16 protein-coding genes are annotated in these 25,457 nt (G+C 50.9%); 4 read left to right on the forward strand and 12 right to left on the reverse strand.

The annotated features are described in order from the left end of the window. Positions 1 to 137, reverse strand: a 137-nt coding sequence (locus OEM52_01925) for a Rid family hydrolase (protein MDK9698896.1), incomplete at its 3' end; no start/stop codon positions are given. Positions 138 to 335: 198 nt separating this feature from the next. Continuing rightward, positions 336 to 1,619: a putative metalloprotease CJM1_0395 family protein gene (locus tag OEM52_01930; protein ID MDK9698897.1), complete on the reverse strand. Its 1,284-nt coding sequence runs from the start codon at positions 1,617 to 1,619 to the stop codon at positions 336 to 338. Between the two features lie 158 nt (positions 1,620 to 1,777). Between OEM52_01930 and OEM52_01935 the strand changes: the two genes are divergently transcribed. Together OEM52_01935 and pabB are read left to right on the forward strand one after the other, a co-directional pair. Beyond that, positions 1,778 to 2,353: an aminodeoxychorismate/anthranilate synthase component II gene (locus tag OEM52_01935; protein ID MDK9698898.1), complete on the forward strand. Its 576-nt coding sequence runs from the start codon at positions 1,778 to 1,780 to the stop codon at positions 2,351 to 2,353. After that, positions 2,350 to 4,146 (forward strand): aminodeoxychorismate synthase component I, encoded by a 1,797-nt coding sequence (gene pabB / locus OEM52_01940; protein MDK9698899.1) that lies wholly within the window; start codon positions 2,350 to 2,352, stop codon positions 4,144 to 4,146. Before OEM52_01935 ends, pabB begins: the two co-directional genes overlap by 4 nt. 16 nt (positions 4,147 to 4,162) lie before the next feature. Here the strand turns inward: pabB and OEM52_01945 are convergent, their stop codons facing one another. Next, positions 4,163 to 5,422 (reverse strand): hypothetical protein, encoded by a 1,260-nt coding sequence (locus OEM52_01945; GenBank protein ID MDK9698900.1) that lies wholly within the window; start codon positions 5,420 to 5,422, stop codon positions 4,163 to 4,165. Positions 5,423 to 5,511: 89 nt separating this feature from the next. Here OEM52_01945 and OEM52_01950 point away from each other — a divergent pair, with 89 nt between their 5' ends. Together OEM52_01950 and thiL are read left to right on the forward strand one after the other, a co-directional pair. Then, positions 5,512 to 6,579 (forward strand): AIR synthase family protein, encoded by a 1,068-nt coding sequence (locus OEM52_01950; GenBank protein ID MDK9698901.1) that lies wholly within the window; start codon positions 5,512 to 5,514, stop codon positions 6,577 to 6,579. Beyond that, positions 6,572 to 7,609 (forward strand): thiamine-phosphate kinase, encoded by a 1,038-nt coding sequence (gene thiL / locus OEM52_01955; GenBank protein ID MDK9698902.1) that lies wholly within the window; start codon positions 6,572 to 6,574, stop codon positions 7,607 to 7,609. Before OEM52_01950 ends, thiL begins: the two co-directional genes overlap by 8 nt. Positions 7,610 to 7,697: 88 nt before the next feature. Here thiL and OEM52_01960 read toward each other — a convergent pair whose 3' ends face one another. The 9 genes from OEM52_01960 to OEM52_02000 form a co-directional block, all read right to left on the reverse strand. Beyond that, positions 7,698 to 9,134: an insulinase family protein gene (locus OEM52_01960; protein MDK9698903.1), complete on the reverse strand. Its 1,437-nt coding sequence runs from the start codon at positions 9,132 to 9,134 to the stop codon at positions 7,698 to 7,700. After that, the gene (locus OEM52_01965; GenBank protein ID MDK9698904.1) at positions 9,131 to 10,516 is read right to left on the reverse strand and encodes an insulinase family protein; all 1,386 of its coding nucleotides are present in this window, start codon (positions 10,514 to 10,516) and stop codon (positions 9,131 to 9,133) included. Before OEM52_01965 ends, OEM52_01960 begins: the two co-directional genes overlap by 4 nt. A gap of 91 nt (positions 10,517 to 10,607) precedes the next feature. After that, the gene (locus OEM52_01970) at positions 10,608 to 11,495 is read right to left on the reverse strand and encodes a penicillin-binding transpeptidase domain-containing protein (GenBank protein MDK9698905.1); all 888 of its coding nucleotides are present in this window, start codon (positions 11,493 to 11,495) and stop codon (positions 10,608 to 10,610) included. Between the two features lie 106 nt (positions 11,496 to 11,601). Next, entirely contained in the window at positions 11,602 to 12,267 is a 666-nt protein-coding gene (locus OEM52_01975) for a hypothetical protein (GenBank protein ID MDK9698906.1), read from the reverse strand. Between the two features lie 157 nt (positions 12,268 to 12,424). Further along, positions 12,425 to 14,365: a T9SS type A sorting domain-containing protein gene (locus OEM52_01980; protein MDK9698907.1), complete on the reverse strand. Its 1,941-nt coding sequence runs from the start codon at positions 14,363 to 14,365 to the stop codon at positions 12,425 to 12,427. 85 nt (positions 14,366 to 14,450) lie between these two features. Continuing rightward, complete coding sequence (locus OEM52_01985) at positions 14,451 to 15,317, reverse strand: hypothetical protein (protein MDK9698908.1); 867 nt, start codon at positions 15,315 to 15,317, stop codon at positions 14,451 to 14,453. A 348-nt stretch (positions 15,318 to 15,665) separates the two neighbouring features. Next, entirely contained in the window at positions 15,666 to 19,283 is a 3,618-nt protein-coding gene (locus tag OEM52_01990; GenBank protein MDK9698909.1) for a choice-of-anchor J domain-containing protein, read from the reverse strand. A 182-nt stretch (positions 19,284 to 19,465) separates the two neighbouring features. Continuing rightward, positions 19,466 to 24,643, reverse strand: coding sequence for a hypothetical protein (locus OEM52_01995; GenBank protein MDK9698910.1), 5,178 nt, complete (start codon positions 24,641 to 24,643; stop codon positions 19,466 to 19,468). Between the two features lie 278 nt (positions 24,644 to 24,921). Continuing rightward, complete coding sequence (locus OEM52_02000) at positions 24,922 to 25,437, reverse strand: single-stranded DNA-binding protein (protein ID MDK9698911.1); 516 nt, start codon at positions 25,435 to 25,437, stop codon at positions 24,922 to 24,924. Between the last annotated feature and the right edge of the window lie 20 nt (positions 25,438 to 25,457).

Genomic DNA, 25,457 nt, shown 5'->3' on the forward strand with positions numbered 1-25,457 from the left:
GCACTAACGATTTGCATCGTCTGGGGATCGAGCGGAATTTGACCGCTAAGATAGAGCATATCGCCCGCCCGCACTGCCTGTGAATATGGACCAACGGCGGCAGGGGCATTCGGTGTTGCAATCGCTTCAATACTCATATTGGTATCCTTTATTTTCGCTCGAGCAAGCCCGGCTAAGAAGTTCTTGACAAGATGGATATTTTTTTTCCCCGATGCAACCAAACAAGCAGATAAAATGTAGTTAATTGCTGCATCGCGTACATATAATCACAAGCAGATTCAATGAATATTCTTGCGAAAGAAATGTGAAATGTTAAACGGAGGTTTATCGAACGGTTATGCAAAGAGTGTGAGCAATCCGCGGGTGTTACCATCAGTAAACAACATTTGGTGCGATTCGTATGCCAAAACCGCCGGTTTTGCCGGCAGCAGCGAATCGGAATCGAGCGAGGAGCGACGGATTAGGCCAGCAACGGCTTTCGCGTTAGCACTATCGTGGCTCGTGGTATCATTGTCAGGGAACAGTGGAGCAATACTGTCCGGTTGGTTTTTCGTGTCGGTTTTTGGGAGTACCGATTGTTGGGAAATCGATTCGCTCGATGGAGATAATTTATCATCGTGATCGACAATACTGCGAATCACCGAAGAAGGTTCGGTAACGCTCGATGAGATGGAATTCGGCGATTCCCTCTTCCCGGATGGCTGGGTACCGGAACTTTCCGGTTTCTTCGGAGCGAGCGGTTTCACCTTGGTTGGATCGGCGGTATTCGATTCCGGGGATTGCTCAAGCGCTTTCGCCGACTCGTCGGTTGACTTATTCGCCGGTTGCGAGATTGTCTTTTGCGAGATTTCCGCGCGCGCTTCGGCGGCATTTCCCATCGCTTCCGACGCGACTGCGCGATCTTGCGAAGAGGGGTTCGCCGGAGCGAGAGCCGCCCGAATCACTTGATTCGCAATCCGTAATCTCTCTTCCGGGGTGTTGCCACCTCCTGTGGAAATCTGGACGTCGCCGCCGACCGCGTAGGCTTTTCCGTCCGGTCCCTTTTCGTACTCAAAGTTCGCGCCGCCGCTTGCCAAGTTGCCTGCCGCCGCAAGATGCGCTTGCTCATGCGCTTTCACTTCGGCGTCCCGCATCTGCAGCTTCGTAATTTTCTGTTGATCGCTATCGGTGAGCGGTTTGCCGTCGGGACGTTTCGCAGTAGTACCCGCTTCGTCTTTCGCACTGTCCTTGGATTTTTTACCGTTCGTATCCTGCTGTTTGCTTTGCTCACCTTCGACATTTTCGGTTGGTTTGATGAGAGATTGGTTGTAACTCGGGTGATTTACATTCTCGGTACTGGATTGTTGCCGGGTGCTCTTGGCTTCCCGGGCGGCGTTATCCAGTGCCGGTTGTACCGCAAGTGGGGACTGCGCACGTTCTTCGGTAGCGGAGGCGGCCTCCGTAGGTTCCTGTTGCGATAGCGCAAGACCTTCCGGCGATAGCTCGACTTGATCGACGATTACCGGAAATGCACGATTTTCCGGGAGCGGATTGACAAACGCGACGTTGCTCCGGGGACTTTCATACCCGGAAACCGGCGCGATTGCCGGCAAGGGACTGATTTCGGTGATATCGAACAAAACGGTATACTCCACCCTATCGACTATTGTATCGGCAGACTTTTTGAAAACTTTAGCGATTTATTTTAGGAGCTCTCCAATTTGCCTTCAAAACCGGTATCACTGGTATATGAGTAACTACTCACTTGGATTGCGTATCTTCGGTGATTGGAAACGCCATGTTACTCCTCATCGACAATTACGACTCATTCACGTATAACCTCGTCCAGTACTTCGCAGTATTGGGTACGATTCCCCATGTCATCCGGAACGACGAACTTACGTTATCGGAAATCATCGAACTTACCCCTACTCAAATCGTGATTTCCCCCGGTCCCGGCACCCCTGACGATGCTGGAGTCTCCCTTGCCGTTCTATCATGTTTCGCTCCAAGGCGTATTCCGATACTGGGGGTTTGCTTAGGTCATCAATGTATCGGGCAGGGGTTTGGCGGCAAGGTTATCCGCACCGAACCGGTACACGGGAAAACATCGCCAATTCATCATGACAATAGTGGCCTGTTTCGCGGCATCCCATCGCCGTTTCTGGCAACCCGATACCATTCGCTGGCAGTGGAAGAAGCGTCGCTGCCACCCGAGTTAATAGTGTCTGCCCGCTCGCAAGAGGGCGTTGTGATGGGGTTGCGGCATCGGGAATTACCGATCGAAGGGGTACAATTTCATCCCGAGGCAATCCTAACTGAGTCGGGCTATGCTATCCTCGCAAACTTTCTGGTGATGGGAACGCCTCAATGAAACCACTCAGCGCAACAACCTTGCGGCAATTTGTCGGCGAACCGGGCACCCTCTTGCTACGGCAAGTTAGCGACACGAGCGAATCCGGTTGGCTGCTGTTCCATCACCCGCAGCAAATCCTGCAAACGGAACGGATCGACGAAGTTGTCCCATACTTACAAAGCATCGACGAAATACTATCGCACGGACAAAATGCAGTTGCCGGGATCGTAGCGTATGAAACGGCGCCCGCCTTTGATAATGCACTGCAGGTACAAGATCGGAAACCGGGAATGCCGTTGCTCTGGTATGGCGTGTATGACGAGCCGCTTCCGGTATCCGATGTGATGATCCACACGGCGACGCAATCGGATTGCGAAACCGGGTCGTGGACTGCCGAATTATCCGAGCAGGCGTACCGTGAAAAAATTGTCACAGCACGGGAGAACATTGCAGCGGGTGAATCCTACCAAATCAATTTGACCTTCCGGATGCAGACCCCCTTTTCCGGCGATCCATTCGCATTATTTCAGAAATTGTATCGGGCACAGCCCGGCGCATACTCCGCGTTTGTTAATCTTGGCGAGTATGCGGTACTGTCGGTGTCGCCGGAACTTTTCTTCGAAAAGACTGCAAGCAAGATTCGCTGTAAACCGATGAAGGGGACAATACTCCGCGGCAGATACCCGGAAGAGGATCGCGCATTCCGCACGCAGCTCTCGGCATCGGAGAAAGACCGCGCCGAGAATGTGATGATTGTCGATATGGTACGCAACGATTTAGGACGGATTGCGAAAACGGGAACGGTACAAGTACCGGCGCTCTTCGAGATTGAGCCGCTCCCCCATGTTTGGCAGATGACGTCGACCGTTACAGCAGAGACGAATGAACCACTCTCGACAGTTTTCCGGGCGTTGTTTCCTTGCGCCTCGATCACCGGCGCTCCAAAAATCCGTACGACGCAGCTAATTACCGCACTGGAGCAATCGCCTCGCGGCGTCTACACCGGCGCAATTGGATTTGCTTTGACGGATCAGTTCGTTCAGTTCAATGTTGCGATTCGCACCGTTACTATAGACAAGCGTGCAAACATAGCGGAATTCGGCGTTGGCGGCGGGATCGTCTGGGATTCGACCCCGGAGGGGGAATATCAAGAATGTCTCGACAAAGCGAATTTTCTGTTCGATGAGACGCCCCAATTCTCGCTATTAGAAACGCTGCGGTGGTCTCCCCGTTACGGATATTTTCTTTGGGAACGTCATCTTGAACGGATGCGGCAGTCTGCCCGTTATTTTGGATTTCCATTTCCCGAGCAGCAATTTCGTGCCCAGTTACAAGAAGCAGCCACTCAGTTTCCTCCGACTTCCCATCTCGTGCGAATACAACTCCATGAAACCGGAGTGATGCAGCATGAAGCAACCGCATTACATCCGAAGAACATCCGGGAAACATGGCGGGTGAAGCTCGCGCTGGAGCCAATCGACGAACGGGATAAATTCTACTTCCATAAGACCACGAATCGGCAACCCTATCGGAAGTTTGTATCGCAATTTCCCGACTGTGACGATGTCCTGCTCTGGAATTCGCGAGAAGAGCTGACCGAAGCGACAAAAGCGAATCTGGTGATAAGAAGCAACGGAAAGTATTATACGCCGCCTATTGCCTGCGGTTTATTGGCCGGTACTTATCGCAAAGAATTGTTGTCTCGGGGAATTTTGGCAGAGAAAATTATCACGCGTGACGACCTGCGTACCGCCGACCGGATTTACCTCATCAACTCGGTACGCGGATGGATTCGGGTCGTTTTGTTATAGTATTTTGTTCACCTCTCTACGATTCCAATTTCTTCATAATCAATTCAGCGGCAATTTTATCGCCATCGGTGTCGGGATCGGGTTCCGCCGCTAACGTTCGTTTCCCTAATAGTGCTTCAAAGGCGGGTTTCCATTCTCCAGTTGTGAGCATTTCCTTCGTTAATTCTTCTGCGCGGATATGCCGCTTCATGCCATTGACCAGTAGCGGATACTCCCGGAAATGTTTGCGGGAAGCATACAGCATCGGAACGCCTGCCGCAATGCACTCGGAGACGATCCCATACCCCGGTTTGGTGACGACGACCGACGCTGCGCGAATCAAATCGGGGAACGTTACGTGACGGGAAGCCAGTACCGAATTCTCCACCACTTTTCCTTTTCCTACGATGCGATTGACCGGCGCCATCACAAAGAAGTCGATATTCTTGCTCCACTCGCCATCGGGCAACCGCACATCCATTCCCAATCCACCAAAACTCACAACCGCAATCGGTTTTATCGGATCGAGCTTTAATCGCTTCCGGGTTTCCTGTGGTTCGAGCAGACCTTTCCGGCAAATCCACGGAATATCGTCGCGCTCGGGAAAAGCCGATAAATCGCCGGCATACGGCAACTCGAGTAGTAAGTCGGTCATCTGGTATTGAGTGCGAATCTCTTCGACAACCCACGAATACTCAGGGTACATTTCGGCGTATTCGCCATAAATCCAATCCCACGAAAAATTCCCAATTCCCACCACGGGAACCCCGAGCCATGCGCCAAATTCACTGGCGACTGGCGGTAAATCGCTGAGCACTAAATCGACCGGGGTATCGACCAACGCTTCCTGTAACGAATTAAAGAGAGCTTCCCGATGGAGAATGAATTGCTCATACTGCTGTAACGTAGCAAGGGGATCGGCTTCGATGGCGTCGCTTTGTACCGTTCCCAAGTCGAGTCGCATCGGCAGCAACCGGAATGGTACCCGGAGTGCATCGCGGAGAAACCACTCGGCGACCGGCGTCACGACCGTGAATTCCAACTGGGGGTCGAGTTGCTTGAGCCGGTTTGCCACTTGCAGTACCCGCACCGCATGACCGAAACCGTGACCGGTGATGGCAATCAGGATATGCCTGCCGCGCAACTTTATCGGCAGCCACCCTTTCGCTTTCGGTTCTGGTATTGCCTCATCTTCCGGCGAGTCGGATTCTTCTCCGATGGGGAGTTCATCGTCTGGCATTTCGTTGGGATCGTCGATCATTGGGTTTCCATCACGCTTTTCCTCAAAATACGGCATTCCATCTCTACAACGCGAATCTCACGTAACTTGCCCGGTGCTGCGCTTTGCATTGAGTATTGGATTTCCGCGTTGTATGTTCCGGTATTATGCCGACACTGAATCAAACACCGCCCGATTTACCGGGTAAAATCGCCGCGAAAATGTTTGAGCAGGTGATTTATCCCAAGCTCGGGAAAAGTCGCCCAGAAGTCATTGTAGGCCCCTGCATCGGCGGCGATTGCAGCATCGTCCAACTCGATTCGGAGCGAGTATTCGTCGCAACCACCGATCCCCTTTTCGTAATGCCAGAATTGGGATGGGAACGGGCGGCGTGGTTCGCTATTCATATCCTCGCCTCGGATTGCGCGACATCCGGTATCGCAGCTCAATATGCCTCGTTGGCTTGGAACTTACCGCTCAATTTTCCCGACTGCGAATTTACTTTGTTATGGGAAGCGATTCATCATACTTGCGATAACTTGGGGATTGCTATCGTAACCGGACATACCGGACGATACGAAGGTTGTACATTTCCTACCGTCGGCGCCGGCACACTCTTCGCAATCGGAGCGCCCAACCAATACGTCTCACCCAAAATGGCGCAAGTCGGCGACATTGTTCTCCTCACAAAGGGGATGGCAATCGAGACGACAGCTTTCTTTGGTACTCTTTGTCATACAGCCGTTGCGAAAGCATGTGGAGAGGTTGTCGCCCAAGACGCGGAGCAATTGTTCTCGTCGTTGTCGGTAGTCGACGACGCGGTAACTGCGGCCACAGTGGGGGTTCGGGAAAACGGGGTCACTTCGATGCACGACGCAACCGAGCGCGGGGTACAAGGGGCGTTGGTCGAGATCGCCGACGCTTCGGGAAACGGCATCGTCATCGATTACGCGAAAATCCCTCTTCCCGAAACGGTACGTGCTGTATGCAACGCCTTCGCTATCGATCCTTTCCCTGCCAGCAGCGAGGGTTCCTTGGTCATTACCTGCCGCTCGCACAAGTACCGGGAAGTATTACAACGGCTATCCGATAATGGAATTCCGGTTGCAGCTATCGGCGAAATTATCCCCCGGATCGAAGGGGTAACCATCAGTCGGAATGGTTTTTCTGAACCGTTGATCATGCCGGAAACCGATCCATTTTGGGATGCTTTTACGAGGGTGCGCGATGTCTGAACCGATTTCCGAACATGGCGAGTTTGGATTAATCGAACGAATCGAAAAAATCCTTGGCGCGTATCCGCGACCCAAGCAACTTCTGACCGATTTAGGCGACGATTGCGCGGTTTGGAAAATCGACGATACCCGGGCATTCTGCGCAACCGTCGATATGCTGGTCGAAGATGTCCATTTCCGTTGCAATCGAAGTTCCGCGTACCAAATCGGTAAACGGGCAATGAGTGTCAACTTGAGCGATCTTGCGGCAATGGGGGCAAAACCGTTATTTGCCTTAGTATCGCTCGGACTGCCGCCCACCGTTGCAACGGCGTGGTTCGACGATTGCATTACCGGGATGCGCGACCGGCTGCATGAATTTCACGGCGCGATTATCGGCGGCAATCTTTCCTCGACACCCGATAAAATCGTTATCGATGTAACACTGGTTGGTGAAACCACAATTGCGAAAACGCTCACCCGTTCCGGTGCAAAAGTCGGCGACCGGATTTTTGTTACCGGCGATATCGGCTCGTCAGCCGCCGGGTTGCAGTTGTTAGAAAACAGTAGGACAGACACTCTTGTCTGTCCACCGATACTACAGAAGCACCTCGACCCAACCCCCCGCATCCACTTCGGGTATATGCTGGCGGAAACCGGGATCGCTTCAGCGTGTATCGACATCAGTGATGGTCTTGCCGCCGATTTGCATCATTTATGCGAGCGCAGTAATTGCGGCGCGCGCATCGACTGTACCCAGATTCCGGTTTCACCCGACTTGCCTGAAGCATTACGTATAATCAATGAGAATCGACAAGAACGTATAATCGAGTGGAATGACGTCGTGTTGTATGGCGGCGAGGATTACGAATTATTGTTTACTGTCAAGCCGGAGGCGTCGTTACTCGATTTAGCGCATATCGCGAGAGCCGCCAAAACCCCGGTAAATGAAATCGGAATTATTCTGCCGTGGGAAGACCGGGTAACGATGTACGATACCAGCGGCAACCACTTGCCGTTACGTGCACACGGGTGGAATCATTACTGGTAACGATGTTTGTTGTGGGTCTCATATCTACTGCTAAAAATAAGGGCGAACACGATGGTCCGCCCTTACCCAAATCATATTTGAAAGAAGGTTAGTACTTTACCGACTCGACACTGCTATTCATCTTGGTAAAGGAATCGAGCTGAGGCAAAATCTCCTGCTTGTTTCCAACCAGCACGATGAATAAATCGTCGGGATGGAGATACTCACCCGCTACCCGGATTACATCGCCTTTTGTAACCTTTGCAATTCGCATCCGGTATTCCGGAATCGTCTTCGGCGGTAATTCGAGCAGATCGAGATCGAGGATTTGTTCTCCGATATCCATCGGCGTCTCGAATTGTAGCGGATAGCTGCCGGTCATATACATCTTCGCTTGCATCATTTCGTCGTCGGTCGGTCCATTCCGGCGAAATTCCTCAATAATCTCGAAGATCGTTTTGAGCATTTCCTCCGTGCGACCGGTCTGGGTGGAAGTACCAATCGAGTACGGGCCGGCAAAGCGTTCTGCCTGGAATCGCCCGCCAATTCCGTAGGTCAATCCCTTTTCGGTACGAATGGTTTTCATCATTCGACTGTCGAAATCGCCATTCGAGAGAATCTGCGCCATCACCATCAACGGATAATAATCAGGATGATTGCGGGGAATCCCATGATGACCCAACCGTACTACGGTTTGTACCGCATCCGGTTTGTCGACGATACGGAAATTGCGTCCTTTTACAACTGGAGCTGCGGCAGGTATCGCTGCGGGTACTTCACCCTTCTTCCAGTCGCCAAAGAGTTGATTGAGCTTCCGCAACATCGTCTGACGGTCGAAATCGCCCACAATAGCAATCACACTGTTATTCGGAATCGCTACTTTCGCCCATTGCGCTAACACCAACTCACGGGTAAACGAAGCGACGCTGGCGCTGTCCCCTTCCACCGGCTGAGCCAATGGATGATTCCCGTACAGTACTTTCTTGAAAACTTCGCGTCCGATATCGTCCGGTTCGTCACGCTTAGCGATAATACCGGAGATAAGCTGCATTTTCGAGCGTTGAATTTCCTGTTCCGGGAAGGTTGGATTTCTTACTGTCGCTGCCAGTAAATCCAACAATAAGTCGGAGTGCTTCGACAAGCCCCACGCCCCGGCGTAAATGTCGGTATAACCAGCGCCCGCGCCGACATACCCACCGACACTATCGACCAACTGGGAAATTTTAGGAGCGGACAAATCGACGCCCTTGTACTTCACCCCTTTACGCAATAACCCGGCGGTAAAGTCGGTGATGCCCGCTTGTCCTTGCGGATCGTTGAGCGAACCGGCCTTGATGATGACCCGCATCGATACAATCGGCAGTTTCGGTTGCTCTACCAAGTAAATCTTCAAACCGTTCGATAGGGTCGTCGTCGTATAGGGCGGCAACGTTACCGGATCGGTTTTTATCGTATCGGTTTGCTGATACGCTGGTACAAAATCGACCGCAAATGCCGCCAACGCAGTCATCGATAACAATACACCAGTTAAAATTCGCGTTATCATCGAGTCCCTCCCTCTACGTCATTCATCGCAGTCTCATCCTTCGTCGGCACTACGACCAATACAGTACGCTGGTCGGGATCGAGATATTTTTTTGCCACCCGCTTGACATCTTCGGCGGTTACGGCACGAAGCGCTGCCGCCCGTTCGCCCAGTTTCCGGTAGTCGCCATAGCCGTTTTCATAGGAACCGAGCCGCATAGCACGTGACATTGACGATGCAAGACCGCCAATTTGGCCAGCTTCCAATTGGTTCTTTGCTTTCATCAGTTCGGATTCGGTAACCGGCTCGGTACGCAATCGTTCGACTTCTTCCCAAAGAATTTTCTCGGCGTCATCCATATTGGAGCCTTGTTTCATGCCCATCCAAAAACCGAATTGACCCGGTCCGATCCGATTATCTGCCGCTCCACCCGCGAATCGAACCATCTGCTCTTTGTAAACCAAGCGCTGATACAACCGGCTCGACTGTCCACTGGAAAGAATCCGGGACAACACTTCCAATGCCGGGATATCGGGATCGGTTTGCGGCGGAATATGATATGCAGCAAACAACATCGGCAATTCCGCCGGACGTTTGAACTGAATACGGCGTTCCCCTTTTTGCGGGACTTCCACCATTTTCGGAGCAGGGGGTGTCGGTTGAGCGGGAATTTTACCCCAATACTTTTCCGCTAACTTCATCGCCTGTTCCAGTTTGAAATCCCCGACGATGATACCTACGACATTATTGGGAGCATAGTGTAAGCGATAATACTCCTGTACATCTTCCAACGAATAACCAAGAATGTCGTGCATCCAACCGATTACCGGCCAGGAATAAGTCGTAGATTGGTAAAAGTTTATTTCCAATTGTTCGTTGGCAGCACCGAATAAATCATTGTCAGTACGTTGCCGGCGCTCTTCCGAAACGACTTTCTTCTCTTCGACCAATACAGCGGAATCAAGTTTCAAATTGGCAAACCGTTCGGCTTCCAAATGAATAACCAATTCAAGCTGATCGCTCGGCATCACTTCGTAATACACTGTTCCGTCGTTAGTGGTAAAGGCGTTGCACTCACCGCCATGACGACTAACGAGTTTGGCATGTTCTTCCGGCCCATATTTCGCCGAGCCCCGGAACATCATGTGTTCAAACAAATGGGAAATACCGGTGATGCCGGGACGCTCGTTCCGGCTACCGGTCTTTACCCAGAAAAGGGAGGTTACTACCGGGGCACTGTGGTCTTCTAAAAAAAGCCACCTCATGCCGTTACTTAACTGGTGTGTTACAACTTGGTCGAGCATTTGCTGTAGCGGGTCGCTCGGTGTTTTCGGCGCAGCAAATGCCACACTGTAAACAAGCGACAAGAACAGCACAAACCCGACGGTGTATCGTCGAATCATTCGCTTCTCCGTCCGAATATTGAGTTTAATGTTGTAGATAATACGAACCGAAGCGGCTCGCGGAAAATTTCACTCACAGAGTTAGTGGGGGTTATCGTCGCTTTTGTTGCAGTGAACCATTTTCCTCAGCAGGGTTTATCAAGGAAAGCTCACGAAGAATCGCGAGCGCTAATCCCTTCGCAATTTGTCCAGTCGCCTCTTTCCCGGTAATATTTAGCGCAAACGGGTACATCGCGCCACTTCGCTCAACATAACCGACAAACCAACCCAACTCCGTTTCCAGTTTATTAGTAGTCGCTCGAATCGTATCCGGTCGGTCTGGCCGATTTTTGATGCCAGTTCCCGTTTTTCCTCGGAGGACATATTCCGCCGTTGAATCGAGTACAGAGATTTGCCGTACGAGATCCATCGTCTTACGAGTAAATGGCAACTCATCACGTGACCAACGACGCAAAAAATCCACCTGCTCAAACGCGCTGACTTTGAGTGTCCCGCTCAACCAAAAGCGATCGATTCCGCCACTCATATCGCAATTGCCATAACGGAGTGTATCCAGCCAATACTGCATCCGCTTGGCACCGACCCGGCGCGCGAGTTCCTGATAATACCAAACAACCGAGTAGCGAATCGCCGAACGGAGAGTGTGGTCGTGATTCCATGAATCATAAGTACGCTGTTCGCCGTCCCAACGGAGAGTGTCATCAACCCCTTTCATTGCTCCGGTCTCTATACCAATCATTGAATTCGGCAGTTTGAAGGTGGAACAGGGTGACAACCGTTCAGAACAACGGGTTGCATTGTAAATGATCGTATCGCCATCCGGTAACAATAGAACAAATGCGCCGTCCCACTTGCCAAATATCTGCTCAAAATTCACCATTGGCTCGGTCGAGGTTTCCGCAGCAAAGCTGATTCGATAACTGGATAGAACTACTACAAGAACAATTCCAATGATAAATAATGCAGTAATCTGTTTCATGACTTTTTCCTCTGCAACTCCTTCAAAATAGTATCATTCACCGACACCTAAAACAAACAGGACACTCGATGAGTGTCCTGTCGAAAGAGAGAATAATAGAAAAACACTATCGCGTGTTCTGCCACTGGAAAGTGGGTGGTGTTCGTCCCGCTCTGCGGATGATGTAATACCCTTTCCCTGGCTCAAAGTTAGTAAAATCGGATGTTACCCATTGATTCTGAGAATTGAGCCAAACCACTAAGAACTTCGAGATATCGACTGTAGTGATTTTATCGGACATCCCGGCAAAGTAGCCGCCCCGCAGTCCCGACTCCATTACATTGGAATTGGCAATCGGATTTGGTGAATACCATACTGATCCGACCATATTGTAACCGACCCCAATCGTGCCCATATCCCAGGAAGTCGCCGTTACCGTGTCTCCCTCAACTGTGACTTGATAGCTGGTCAAGGGTGAATCCCAACGCAAAACGATGTAATACCCTTTACCCCGCGAAAGACGAAACCCATTACTCCATCGCCATCCAGTAGTATATCGACTCGTTAATTGGAAAGCACCGATAGCATTATTGAACCATAGTACTGACGTACCTACCGGGAGTTGCGTTCCAATCACATTCGCGATGGAATCGTTCGCCGGTAGAACCGGAAAACTAACCAGATTATAACCAGAAGAATTTGGTAATCGAGAGACAATAAAAGTGAACTCAACCGCAGTTGCGGCTTGTAACAAGAGAAGTATCGCAATAATACAAAAGAATCGGTTTCGCATGGTTGCTCCCATTCGATTTTTTCGATAGGATATTGTGAGTATCGATTATTTTCAATCTACCGTGTAAGATATTTTCACGCAACTCTTTTTACGTTCCCATACAAAAAAACGGGGCTGTTGCCAGCCCCGTTCTCTTACTGATGGAAGGTGTGAAGAATTACTTCGACAACACCATCTTCGACATGCCATGGAAGCCATTCACGTCATAGCGGAGGAAATAGATGCCAGACGGTAGGTTGCCAGCATTCCAAGTCACCGAGTGGTTGCCAGCAAGCTTATGTTCGCTTACTAACGTAGCAACGCTTTGACCCATGATGTTAGTAACGGTAAGAGTTACCACACCAGCGTCTTTCACGGTGTAATTGATGCGGGTTTCCGGGTTGAACGGCTGCGGGTAGTGCGACAATGCGTATTCTGCAATCACCGGAGCAGACGGGGTCGCCGAGACGACTAAGCTGTTCGATAGCGGAATACCATCGATGTTCACGTCGATTACGCGATATTCGTAAGTGGTACCATTGACGACATTCATGTCTTCAAAGCTGTAGCGGACGCGGCTGCTGCTGTTGCCACCCGGTGCACGGCTGTTCACGCGGCTGACAATGCTCCACTCGCCACCAGCTACACGACGCTCGACCTGGAAGTATGCGTTGTTGATTTCACTCTCAACGCTCCATGCCAACGTTACTTGACCATTGCCACCGTTTGCCGACATGGCAAGACCGGTAACCGGCAATAACGGATAGTCGCCGATTGACCAGATGGAGAAACCGGTGACACCAGCGATAAATGCACGATAGACCGTGGGCGGTCCAGCGGAAACGATCGAAATCGTCGGCCAGTAGAGACCAAGATATTCACCGGTAACGGCATCGAAACGCGCTACGATAATGTTCGTAGAGGTCATCGGGTCGTAACCTAACGGAAGATCGTCACTCGTGAAGAAGAACTCGACGTCGCAAGTAAAGCCCGCGCCGCCAGTTTCGGAAATATTCCACCAACGTTGTACAGTTGTGGCCGCTGGGAAAATCGATGCTGCATATTCCGGATCGAATTCCGACGGAATGGTCTCTTCATAGTTGACATCAACCGAACCGGGGTTCGTCGCGCCACCACCAAAGAAAATACCTAACGGAGCAAAACCACCGGTATTCGGGTCGGTGGGGATTGCCGGAGTCCACGGATTTGCCGGGGGATTCGGGTTCGTTACATTCGCGCCAGGATTGCCTTCACCGTAAACCGGAGCAGCAACGCCGGTACCTTCTAACACGAAGGTAAACGGGGTGCCAGCAGCGTCATGGGTAAACGAGAACGTACCGTTACGGGTACCAACATCGGTCGGGGTGAAGCTGATGTTGAACGTGGTGTTCGCACCAGCCGCTAACGAGCCAGCAACCAACGTGGTCGCAAAGTCGCCGGTAACATTGCCAACGCCGTAGTTCAACATTGCATTACCAGTGTTGGTAAGGGTATAGGTCATGCCACTGCTGGCAGGAATCTGCACATTACCGAACAACTGTAAGCTACCAGATGCTTGAACGTTGGTGTCATAAGTAACTTCAACTGCCGGTGCCGGAGCCGGACCGGTGCTGGTCCAACCTGGATTCATCGTGACATTCCAGAATTCGGAATCAGACGACGGGCAGGTGTATGGACCATAAGTGCCATAATATGAACCGGCAGGTACCGGGACTGCGCCAGCAATTGTCGAATGGAACCAAACGCGGAAATAGAATACGATGCCGACATAAATCGACGACGAATTCACGCGCTCGTTGGCAACACTAAAACCAGACACTAACGTACTGAATGTACCGTCCATTTCGGAACCAAAGCCCACCGGGAAGGTGAATGCTAAGGTATCGTCACCAGCGACTGAACCATCAGCACCGGGTGCATCCGCAACGCCATTTGCGCCAGCTTTAATCACTTGAATCATGTTACCTACGGGAACCGCATTCACATTGTCTGGTCCCAAGGCAATAATCGGATCGAATGTCGTCGCATCGAACGTATTGAACTGCAAGCCAATCGGTACAGCATACGCACCGATGACCAGCATCAACAGTAATGCAACACTACTTGTAAATCGTTTCATTTTTCCTCCGGTATATACCGAAATGATTCTATTCTAACTACTAAGTGATATGATGCGGCACCGTTGCCGCATCTTGTCCAAAAAACTATTTGGCTGTCGTTGCCTTCTTGCTCTTAATAACCGGTGCAACATCATTGCTGGTTGGAACAATCGAAACCGGAGCAGTAACCGACGGGTTCGAACCAATCGATGTCGTCATATTGTCAGCAGCACTTGCCGGTACCGGATAATCCGGCCATGCAAACGTTGCAGGGGTACGGCCGGCGCGGCGGATTACATAAAAGCCTTTGCCCGGGTCGAAGCTTGAAAATGCGCCAGAAGTCTGCCACACGTTGGAGTTGTTCATCCAAACGGTCAAGAAGGCGGAACCGGTAAAGCTGCGGATTTGATCCGAGTTACCAGAGAATGTACCGCCACGGAACCGTTGTAGATCAGCTGTCCAGAGGTTCGACGCAGTCAATGCCTGCGGCGCCGCCCAGACTGATCCAATCATGTTGTAGCCGACACCCATCGTTCCCATATCATAGGAAGGACCGGTTTGGACATTGCCGGCAACGACAACATTATAGGATGCGTTAGCTGCACCTGCGCGAAGTACAATGTAGTAACCTTTTTTCGGATCTAATGTTGCAATACCACCAGCGGTATTCCAAGTCGAACCGGAAAGGGTTTTCCATGCAGTTGAGAATGTACCAGTCGCATTATTAAACCACATTATTTGTGTCGCTGCACCAGCAAATGCACCGCCGGGTACCTGATTCGACAGCGTATTAGCCAACGAAGCATCCGTTGGAATTGTCGGGAAACTAACCAGATTATATCCGGCAATTCCAGGTGTGTGGGATACCACCGTTGTGAAGAAACCGACGGGATTGGAGGGTCCAGACTCCAATGCGAATGCAAAACTTGCAAGCAGTGTGACTGCTAATACTGCAAGCACCTTCCCTTTCATATTGCCTCCTGTGGGTAATAAACAGTAAATGCCCTGTTGCCGCATTCGGAAACTGTACAATTGTACAACATCCGAATTAGCAACGCAAGCCAGAATCCAAAACAACAAAAAAAAACATCAACAAAACCCGAATCCAACGAAAAGATTGTTTAGAACTCAGGTCAACCGATTTGCCCCGAGAGCGTTGAAATTCGGGCAAAATGTCGTAACAATCACAATGGCAACCGAGAGCGTTTTCTTAACAAGAAAACTCTACCTCCCCTACTCTGAAATCCGCTCCCGGAGCCACTGCATTCTCTCAAAGATCAAAAACGGTGGAGAAACCACTCCAACAATTTGATAACAATACTACTTCTTGGAAGTAACCGAGCGTGTTACCCGCCATTGCGAATTCGCATCAACTGCGGTTATTCCAACAGTGCGCGGGGTTCCCGTTGCATCCGATGGTTCCAACGCGGTCACCTTAAAGTAAACCGGAGCACCACCGAACAAACCGGTAAAGGTCGTCGTGGTCGAGAATGTTGAAAGTAAATTCGACCAAGTTCCGCCATACGGGTCGGAGCTTGACCACAACATGTAATAGGAGCCGGTTCCAACCGCTGTCCAGTTCAAAACCAACTCTGTTCCGGAAACGGTCGCTGACAGCGTCGGAGCAGTCATTCCACCCGGATAGACATACTTGACAACACTGTTCGCACCTACTGCCGCGGATGTCATGTTGTTAATTGAATACGCCAAAGTCGACGTACCATTCCAACCCTCGATACCAAACGTGGCGGAAGCGCCATAATCGAACTCGGTGTCACCAAATGTTGCATCTGCATAGCTGCATTCAATATGGTTCGACGACTCATAGAGTGCGGCCTGGAAGGTTACATAGTTTCCAAGTTGCACATCGAATTGATCCATGTTGATCCAAGAGATCACAAAGACGCGATTCGGTGCGGTACCGGTCATTTCGCCGTACACGCCGCCCCATGCGGTTGTGCCATCGCCATAAATCAAATCGTCGTTGAAAACGCCGATATAAGCATTGGGTACTGCCGTACCTAACGAAGCTGGATTACCTGCCAAGGTTGGCGGTTGTGCCGTTTGGAAGGTGATAAAGCCGTTCGAGCTTACCCAGAACGTTGTTGCTGGTTGACCATACCATTGGAAGTCAAAGTCAACGGGTAACGTAACCTGCCACGAATCGTCGTCTTGATTACCAGTGGTGGAGATTAATGTTGCACCAGCGATATCTTCCCAAACGTAGGTCGGACCACCAACGGCGCGGTCGGTTGTAAACGTGTAGCCCCAGCTATCCGGTCCGCCGCTATTCGCAACGTAACCGATGGAGTTACCACTAAGGTTTATCGTCGAAGGCGAACCTGCCGCATCATGGGTAAAGACAACCGTACCAACATTCGCGCCGGTTCCGGTTGGTGTCCAGGTGATGGGATAGTTCACGGTCGCACCGGCACCAACGGTAAAGCCGCCAGTTGCGCCAGTAAACGAACCGGTAAATGCTACACCAGAAATGTTAAGGGTGGCACCACCAAAATTCGAGATGGCAAGATTACCTGCCGTTGCATTTCCGATCAATCCATTCCCGAAATCAAACGGGCTGGGCGATGCTAAGAACGAAGGACCGGCAACCGGCACCGACACAATAATGTTGTCGACGTATAGGTTGTTGCCATAATCGTTCTTAGTCGTAAAGCGAAGTTTTACATCGTTCTGACCAATAACACCAGCGGGAAGCGGAACTGTAATATCGCTCCAAGTACCCGGAGTAAAGTTGCTGGTGGTGGCTGCATTATTCTGTAAACCAACGCCGCCATTGCTATACACCAAATCCGGGAACGTCAGACCGTTGTCATAGGAGACGTAAATCATCAGCGTATCGCTGCTGCCGGGGTACGTTGCATAGCTGTAAGAGAAGCGAACTTGACCACCGGTAGCTCCGACGAAATTCAATGGCGGAGTGATCAGATGATCTAACTGCCCTAAAGACGCATAATTGTAGAAGTAGAGATAGGCAGATGTGTTGCCACCGCCGGTGTATGATGCCCAAGTTATTGTTGCAGCATCCGGGTTGGTTACCGACCAGCGAGCCGGCGGGAATACGCCACTCTCAAAGTTTTCGACAACCGGTAAATTCATCGGCGCTTCAGCAATTGTTGTCGCAAGACCGGACGCCCAAATTGTGCCGGACGTTTGCGATGTCGCTGTTAACGAGGAACCGTCCGAGGTTCCATTCACCGCACCGAGTGGAACAGAGACGCGTACGGCGACTTGTTGTGCAACACCAGAAGCCAATGGACCAACCTGGGTTAACACGTTGGTACGAGTGATGTCATAGATTGCGGCCGGCCAAACGCCGCCGCTAACGGTCAAGTTATAGGTATCGCTATTCAAACCGGTGTTGGTAATCGTCATCGTGTGCCAGACATCGGTCCCGACAAATCCATTTGACGTACTGCTGGAAACGCTTACCGCGTAATTCTCCGGCGTTGCAATAACAAGACGAACCGGGTGATCAGGACCGTAATCGGCTGCCCATGCCGCAGAGGTTCCCGAACGCGCTACGCGCATTTGCTGATTCTGACATGCAACCGGTTGGGTGGCGTCGATCGGGAGCTGTAAAGCGCCCGCATCGGTAAATGCAACCCAGAATCCACCACTTGAAATGAACGGATTCGGAATATCGAATTCGTTACGACCGGCATTCAGTGTAACTGCGGCTGGGGAAGAATACACTAATGTACCTGGTGCTCCGGCAGTACCATCATTCCGGTAAAGGAATAAATTCGCCGTTCCACCACCGCCATAGACTACAATTTTATCGCACATTGCCGGATAGGCATTGGGTACATACAAAAATGCCTTGCCGTTTCCAACGGTGAATACTTGATTTCCATCGTATGTACCATCGTCATACCGGAATTCGGTCGCAACTGTATTGTCGTAAACCATTTGTTCGAGGTAAGAGTTGTTGTTCGACAAGAACCCTTCACCCGGTGCACTTACGACACAAGTAATGGTGTATCTGCCTAATGCCGTTAAATTCATCAAATCCGGCGCAGTAACAGTAACGCTACCACCGCGTGCACCAATAACGGTTCCATTATAGACTGATGACCAAACTAATACGTTATTGGAATCACGAGCTTCCCAGTTAACAGCAAAGGTTGTTGTCGCAGTGTTGCCATAATTCGTTACAGTTGATCTTACTGTATCTGGTCCGAATGTGTTCAGTTTGAAGTATCGAGTACTCGCCACCCAAGTCGCTGATGTTGCTAATTCGACAAATGGTCCGGCGTAAGCGCCACCGACCCGAATTCTCCAATCGTACCCAGAGTTATAGGTATATGCGCCATTCCATTGTGTTGCTGGAGTTTGTGTCCAACTACGACGGAAATTGTCGGCATTCGTGTCAAACAAGAACCAAGGACCGGTACCGTTCACCGTGGGGGTTCCCTCGTTCAACGGTCCAATGATAATCCAAAAATCTTGATACGCGCTACGCGTAAAGGGCGTTGTAAAAGTAGTATCCAGCCAGAAAGAGGTTGTGGTTGGCATTTGGATACTATCGGTTTCAGCCAAAACTGTCGCCCAATCGGGAACTGAATCGTTGCCGGCTAATGCGGCGACGGCATAAATTTTTACTCTTCTTGATAATGCCCACGAGTTTGAAATTCTTGCATAAACCGAGCGGACTTCAAAATTGCTTAATGGCGTAAACCGGACTGCCGCCCAGCGTGAGCTGCCACCTGACCAACGGTAGCTGCCAGCGTTTACCAAATCGTCATATAACAACGAATCCGGCTGTGGCATATCAAGTTCATTGCCGGGTAACGTCGGAGAAAGTCCGCCAGTCGGATCCATGACGAGATCCGCTGCCGGGATATTTATCGGGCCCTTTGCTGCAAATGCAAATGCAACAAGCAACAGCAAAGCCGCGATTGTTAACAGTTTATTCATGTTAATACCTCGCTTATGAAACCATGAGAGAGAGAAATGGAATAAGCAGGTCACAGTAGCAAAACTTTGAACCAATCTCAACGAATCCGCTTTACTCCGGCGGCTTTCACCGCCGGAGCTTACGGAATTACTTCAATTTGAACGATTTATGGATGGCTATGGTTGATAGCCGTCACTTATGGTTATTTCGTCGTCGGAGTTAACGTCCGGATCACACTTTCACTCCCGCCTGTCGGAGTGGAAGAGGTCGCGATTCCGTTGTATGCCGTGACGCGATAGTAGTATTGACCGTTTACGCCAGTGTCGGTATAGGTAAACGTCGCATTGTCGGTCGAACCAATTAAGGTGCCCGAAGTCGGCGGCGTAAAGTAACCGGTAGCGAAACGATAGACGTGATAACCGGTAACCGTTCCTGTCGAACCCGTCCAATTCAATACAGCATTACCACCCGAGTAGGTAATGGTTAAAGCGGTTGGATCGCCTGGAGTCGGCGGCAAATATGTAATCACTGCATTATTCGTCGGGTTGGATTCCCCTTCGGTATATACAGAGGTTACATAGTAAGTATACGTGCCGTAGTCGGGTAATACATCGGCATAGGATGTATCAGTTGTCGTCGCAAGTAACGTGCTGTTACGATAGATGCGATAGTTGATGAATGCATCAATCGCTTCACTCGCATAGCCGATCGGACGATTATACGGATTGTTGACTGCCGGTAAATTGCAGAACGGTGTTTCAGCCATTGAAACATAACCGGGCTTCGTGCTCACAAAGCGGTCGATTGCCGGGGTCGCCGGATTTTGACCTTGTGTCAGTGTGAAACCAGCCGTTTGAATACGGAAGTAATCCCACCATACGGCACTACCAGCAATAGTACCGGAGCTTCCCATTCCAACCAACCCGGATGGGAAGGACGCATCGGTCAAGGTGTACGCCAAAGTACCGTTAATGTACATGGCATATTGGTTGCCAACTGCATTCACTTTAACCACGTTCGGGGTTGTTGCAACAGTATTGACAAGTGGTGTAACTACCCAGCCAGTGACTGACGCGATTGTACCGCCAGTGACAACCCACACATTGTAATAACCGTTGGTGGTGATGCCGAATACATAACCACTATACGGAGTGCCCGTACCGTCGAGCAAACCACCATTACCGTGGACGAGTAAACCGATAATATAGCTATTGTCGACGTCGTCGGGACGCAACAACGAGGTCTCAACCGAGACGTCGGTATACGTGTTGGCATAGTAACCTTGGAAGTCCCAGTTACCAACAGTCTGAGTATTAACAGCCTTCAGGTAACCACCATCAATCATGTAAGTCGAACCAGCGTTGTAGAAAGTAAATCCTGGTGCAGTCGGACCAGAGAAGTTTTCCACGTAAGCTTGTTCGCCACCGGTTGATGGATTCCAGTTTAACGTTACGTTGGCGCCATCGTTAACGGCTGCTAAACTCGTCGGCGGGGTCGCTGTTGTAAAGCTCCACACCGGACCGGGGGTTGCGCCATTCACGTTATGCGCGTTGATGTACCAGTAATATGTGGATGATTGGGTTAATGGACCCGCCGCAAATGTAGTGCCGGCTTGACCCATCGAAACTGCCGTAGTCGGCGGATTCGTGGTTCCCAAGTACACATCGTAGGTGGTTGCATTGGCAGCGCTCCAACCCAATATCGGGTTCGGACCGATTGCAACCGCGCCATTCGTCGGGGTCGGACCATACGGTGCGCCTGGAGGCGCTGCCGCGTTGATACCCATTGCAAGCTCAAGCGAGGTAATCTGTCCTGTGTCGCCATTGTAGGCATCGTAAACGCGGAGAATCCAAGTTCCTGACGCTTCCAGGAAGTCGAAACCACTTAACGGTTGTTCTGGAATCCACGTTCCGGTAAACGGCGCGGCACCAGTCGCAATCGACGCGGCTGCTTCATCGTCAAGAATCATGTTCGTCCAGTTGTCTGCACTACCACCACGATTTAAGAACAACGGAACAATCGGCGCTCCACTCGGGTGGATCAAGTTCATGCTGACATCGCTTACCCATGTATGGGTTCCGGAGATTCGGACATCGATATCGGTTACTGCACCAGTACCGGTTACAATAATCGGAATGTCAGTGGTGGTTACGTCGAGAATCGCTGCCGGTAATACGCCAACGGCTGGCGTGTATGTATTGGGATTCGGCGACCAGCTTGTCGTTGATACCGTTGCCGACGGGGAGAATGCAGAAGAAACCGTACCCGCTTTCGCAATGACTTCAAAGGTATAAGAAGTATTGCCAGCAAGACCGTTCACCACTAATGGCGGTGAGTTCCATGCTGCAAGTGGAGCTTCCGCTTGAACAGCGCTAAGCGAACCATTCCCCTGCACCCACAAAGTGCCATTGACACGAATCGAATAGACTGTTCCAGCACCATTCGGATCGGTGGCATTGTTGTTTAAGGTAATTGGAATCGTGCTAAACGTCGGTGCGCCAAGGGTAGGCGCTGCCGGAGTTGCCGGTAACGTCCATGCATTGGTTTCCGCATAGTTCAACGATGTTCCACCAGCGCCTTCCGCAAAAATACGGGTCCAATAATGGGTACCTGCAGTCAGCATAAAGAGGGTTTGGCTACGAACACCAGTTCCCGCGACACCGGGAGCGGTAAATGCATAGGTGTAGTCTGTTCCATTCAGCGAGCCATAGAATGGGAAGCCAGTTTCATTCGTGGAGTTATCCATGAACGAACCGGTAATCGTATTCGTGGTTGCCGAAATAAACGTGGCATCGGTCGGGGCATTCGGTGCCGCGCCGGCGCCCGTGGTAAAGCTCCATACCGGACCAGCATTGGTCGATGCACCCATCAGAGAAACGACTTTCCAATAATACGTGGTACTCGGTGCTAACGTCGGGGTATAATTCAAACCAGCCTGATTGGCAGATACCAACGTCATCGGCGGGTTGTCAGTTCCGAAGTACACATCGTAACCGGTCGCACCTGCGCCAGCCGCCCAGCTCAGTTGCGTATTGGTCGGAACGCCGGTCGCCAAGTTGGCGGGGACCGGAGTTGACGGTGCGCCTAAGCTGAAGTAAAGAATCGCGGTGCCGTTGGTCGGCATCATCGGATAGGTTAAGTAATTTGCGCCAAGATTGCTTTGGATACCGGAGAATATGAACGAAGGCGCTCCTGTCTGCGGACCAAATTGCATTAGCACTTCACCGGTTTCGTAAATGATTGCTTGTGCATCCAAGCCATACGTATTTCCTAAATTTCTTAGGTTCGTATAGGTGATCACTAAGCGGTTGGGACCAGTCAGGTTTTCGTATTGCACCGTTGTGCTGGAAACCGACATATCACCATTCCAGAAGTAAAGACCAGCTGGATAGTTCAACAACGGAAGAGCCGCTTGGGTATAACTATATGGATCTTGAGCGCCGAATTGGATACGACCATTCGATCCTGCATACCACTGGGTGTAAGTTGTGCCATACCAGTTGAAGTTGAAACCGAAATTAAATGGACCGGCTGAGCCGTCGTCGGTGCTCGACCAACCAGTTACGGTTGTCGCCGCGCCACTCGGGGTAATCCAACCATAGGTCGGACCACCGGCTGCAAGCTGATTCTTGTAGCGATAGCCACCGCCATCCGGACCACCGGCATTGATGTCGTTGGTCGCCTGGCTGACGGTTGGACCGAATGCCGTTTCTACGCCAGCGCCGTTGCGAGCTTTCGCTTGGAACGTGTAGGTCGCGCCAGAAGTCAATCCAGTAACGGTTACGGTACGTAACGCACCCCAACCTGCCGTTGCACCTAATGTACCATCAGCCTGCACATACGTGTTGGTCGTAGTTTCATACAGTGCATACTGCGCAGCAGCGCCGTTCGCCGGAGCGCCGCTATTATTAATCGTTACACCAATTGAGTTGTGAGACACGGTACCAATCGACGGTGCCGCAGGAACGTTTGCCAACGTCCAGCCATTTGCTTCGGCATAGCCAGTGGAAGTTCCACCAGGACCGGTCGCAAAGACTCGTCCCCAATAGTGGGTTGCGGGTGTTAAGCCGACAAATCCCCAAGGTCGGGTTCCGGTTCCTGCAATCCCTGCCCAGCTGCCGCCAAACGTAAAGTTTGCGCCGTCAGTTGAGGTATAATAGGGGAAGCTGGTTTCATCGGTCGAGTTATCTTGGAAAGTTCCGGTAAGTTCTTGCATCAACGCATTGGTGAATACGCCATTTGATGGCGCATTCGGTGCTGCACCCGCACCGGAAGTAAAGCTCCACACCGGACCGGCATTGGTTGATGCGGCGTTGCGAGCAACGATGCTCCAGTAGTAAGTAGTACTGGCTGCGATCGAAGCCGGGGTGTAATTCGTTGCCGCTTGGTTCGACGAAACCATGGTCATCGGCGGATTGTCGGTGCCCCAGTATACATCGTAACCAGTTGCGCCAGAAGCGGCAGTCCAGCTCAAAACGGCATTGGTCGGAACATTCGTTGCACCGTTTGCCGGAACTGGGTTTGTCGCCGGACCAAGGGTTGAGATTAATATCGCGCGTCCTGCGACTGCCATCGTATTTGCAGGGGTTCCATTGTATTGAATCTGTAAACCAACTGTACCGGTTGTATTCTCAATACCGATAGTCGAGCTGGCAACCGAAGATCCTAAGGTGTTATACTGGAACAAAATCGATCCTGATGGGTCAAGGATTACCTGGAAAGTATAAGTACCAGTTCCACCAGAATAACTGCTAATCCCCAACCAACTTACGACTAATCTTCCCTCAACCACCTGATACTTTAACATTGCGTTGGAAGAAGTTACCATGTCATCCCAAAATGGTGCAATCACAGAATTGGGGACACTTGTTGCCGGAAGTGTTTGATTCGTCCACGTTTGTGAAGTCTGACTTGCATCAACGTACATGTAACCATTTGTACAGACTTTAAACGTTGTGTAGTTCGTTCCATAATATGGGAATGTGAAGCCGATTGGAATCGCTGCCGATAAAACATCGTCTCCATTAATTCCGACTTCGGTTCCCGTAGCTGAAATGTCGACCCAGTTATATACTGGACCTGTCGGTTCAGCGTTGTTGTCGATCCAACGATATCCGAAGGCATCCGGGCCGCCTTGCGTATCGATCGCCGGTGGATTCACCGGGCTGTTAGCTCGACTCATTTCCTCGATTAATCCGTAGGCCGCGGCTTTCTCTTCTGGTGTGACCGGTTGCCCGTTCATCACCTTCTGAGCGATTGCCTGAAGCCGCGCATTCTTTGCCGAGACTTGCGGGTTTTCAGGTGCCGCCAATGCGCTTACTGCGAACATTGCTATAAGCAATATCGCCGTAACCGCCACTATCCAATTCCGATGATTCATAACGCGCTCCTGTGTGTTGAAGAATGGAATGAAATCAAAAGCACTTACGTAAAAAACGCAAGTGTACTATCTTATTCCCACGTCGTGATGCGTGGTAAAACAAACTAAAATCAGGGTAAAACCTATTTCACCAAGATGTAGCAGACTGTAATATCCTACTGCAGCGAGTGCAAGGAAATTTTCCCAAAAAGAAAAAAAACCGGGGTATGATCTCGTTTCCGACCACATCCCGGTTTTATCTGGTATTGAAAAACGCCTGAGAAACTCAATAACAATGGTTAAAAGGGTAAGTCATCATCGATATTTCCTCCCGTAGCTACTCCCGGAGGTGGAGCACTCGGAGGGGAGGTTCGACCGGTATCTCTCCCCGCGGGACGAGGTCCCGAGGGGCCTTGTTGGGGTTTGGAACCATACACATTTCCATAATTGCTCTCACTGGCAGACTCGCCATCGTCTCGTGGACGACCGCCAAGCATAGTGAAATCATTACAGATAATTTCCGTGCGGCGTTGCTTTACATTTTCTCGATCGACGTACTCACGGGTGTGTATTCGCCCTTCGATGAAAACCTGACTCCCCTTCTTGAGGTACTGGTGAGCGATTTCCGCTTTTTTTGCATACACAACGATGTTGTGCCACTCGGTGCGTTCCTGCCGGTTTTCGTCTCGATCAACATAACTTTCATCGGTTGCCAGCGTAAAGGTGCAAACTGCCGCACCATTCGCGGTGTACTTTAACTCCGGGTCGCGTCCGAGCCGCCCGATCAATATGACTTTGTTAACAGTTCCCGCCACGAGTACCCTCGCTTGCTAAT

This window comes from bacterium (assembly GCA_030247525.1).
Classification (GTDB): domain Bacteria; phylum Electryoneota; class JAOADG01; order JAOADG01; family JAOADG01; genus JAOTSC01.

Coding starts and splice junctions, on each gene's coding strand:
- OEM52_01935 (MDK9698898.1), top strand. CDS start 1,778: ATGTTACTCCTCATCGACAATTACGACTCATTCACGTATAACCTCGTC.
- pabB (MDK9698899.1), top strand. CDS start 2,350: ATGAAACCACTCAGCGCAACAACCTTGCGGCAATTTGTCGGCGAACCG.
- OEM52_01945 (MDK9698900.1), bottom strand. CDS start 5,422: ATGCCGTATTTTGAGGAAAAGCGTGATGGAAACCCAATGATCGACGAT.
- OEM52_01950 (MDK9698901.1), top strand. CDS start 5,512: ATGCCGACACTGAATCAAACACCGCCCGATTTACCGGGTAAAATCGCC.
- thiL (MDK9698902.1), top strand. CDS start 6,572: ATGTCTGAACCGATTTCCGAACATGGCGAGTTTGGATTAATCGAACGA.
- OEM52_01960 (MDK9698903.1), bottom strand. CDS start 9,134: ATGATAACGCGAATTTTAACTGGTGTATTGTTATCGATGACTGCGTTG.
- OEM52_01965 (MDK9698904.1), bottom strand. CDS start 10,516: ATGATTCGACGATACACCGTCGGGTTTGTGCTGTTCTTGTCGCTTGTT.
- OEM52_01970 (MDK9698905.1), bottom strand. CDS start 11,495: ATGAAACAGATTACTGCATTATTTATCATTGGAATTGTTCTTGTAGTA.
- OEM52_01975 (MDK9698906.1), bottom strand. CDS start 12,267: ATGCGAAACCGATTCTTTTGTATTATTGCGATACTTCTCTTGTTACAA.
- OEM52_01980 (MDK9698907.1), bottom strand. CDS start 14,365: ATGAAACGATTTACAAGTAGTGTTGCATTACTGTTGATGCTGGTCATC.
- OEM52_01985 (MDK9698908.1), bottom strand. CDS start 15,317: ATGAAAGGGAAGGTGCTTGCAGTATTAGCAGTCACACTGCTTGCAAGT.
- OEM52_01990 (MDK9698909.1), bottom strand. CDS start 19,283: ATGAATAAACTGTTAACAATCGCGGCTTTGCTGTTGCTTGTTGCATTT.
- OEM52_01995 (MDK9698910.1), bottom strand. CDS start 24,643: ATGAATCATCGGAATTGGATAGTGGCGGTTACGGCGATATTGCTTATA.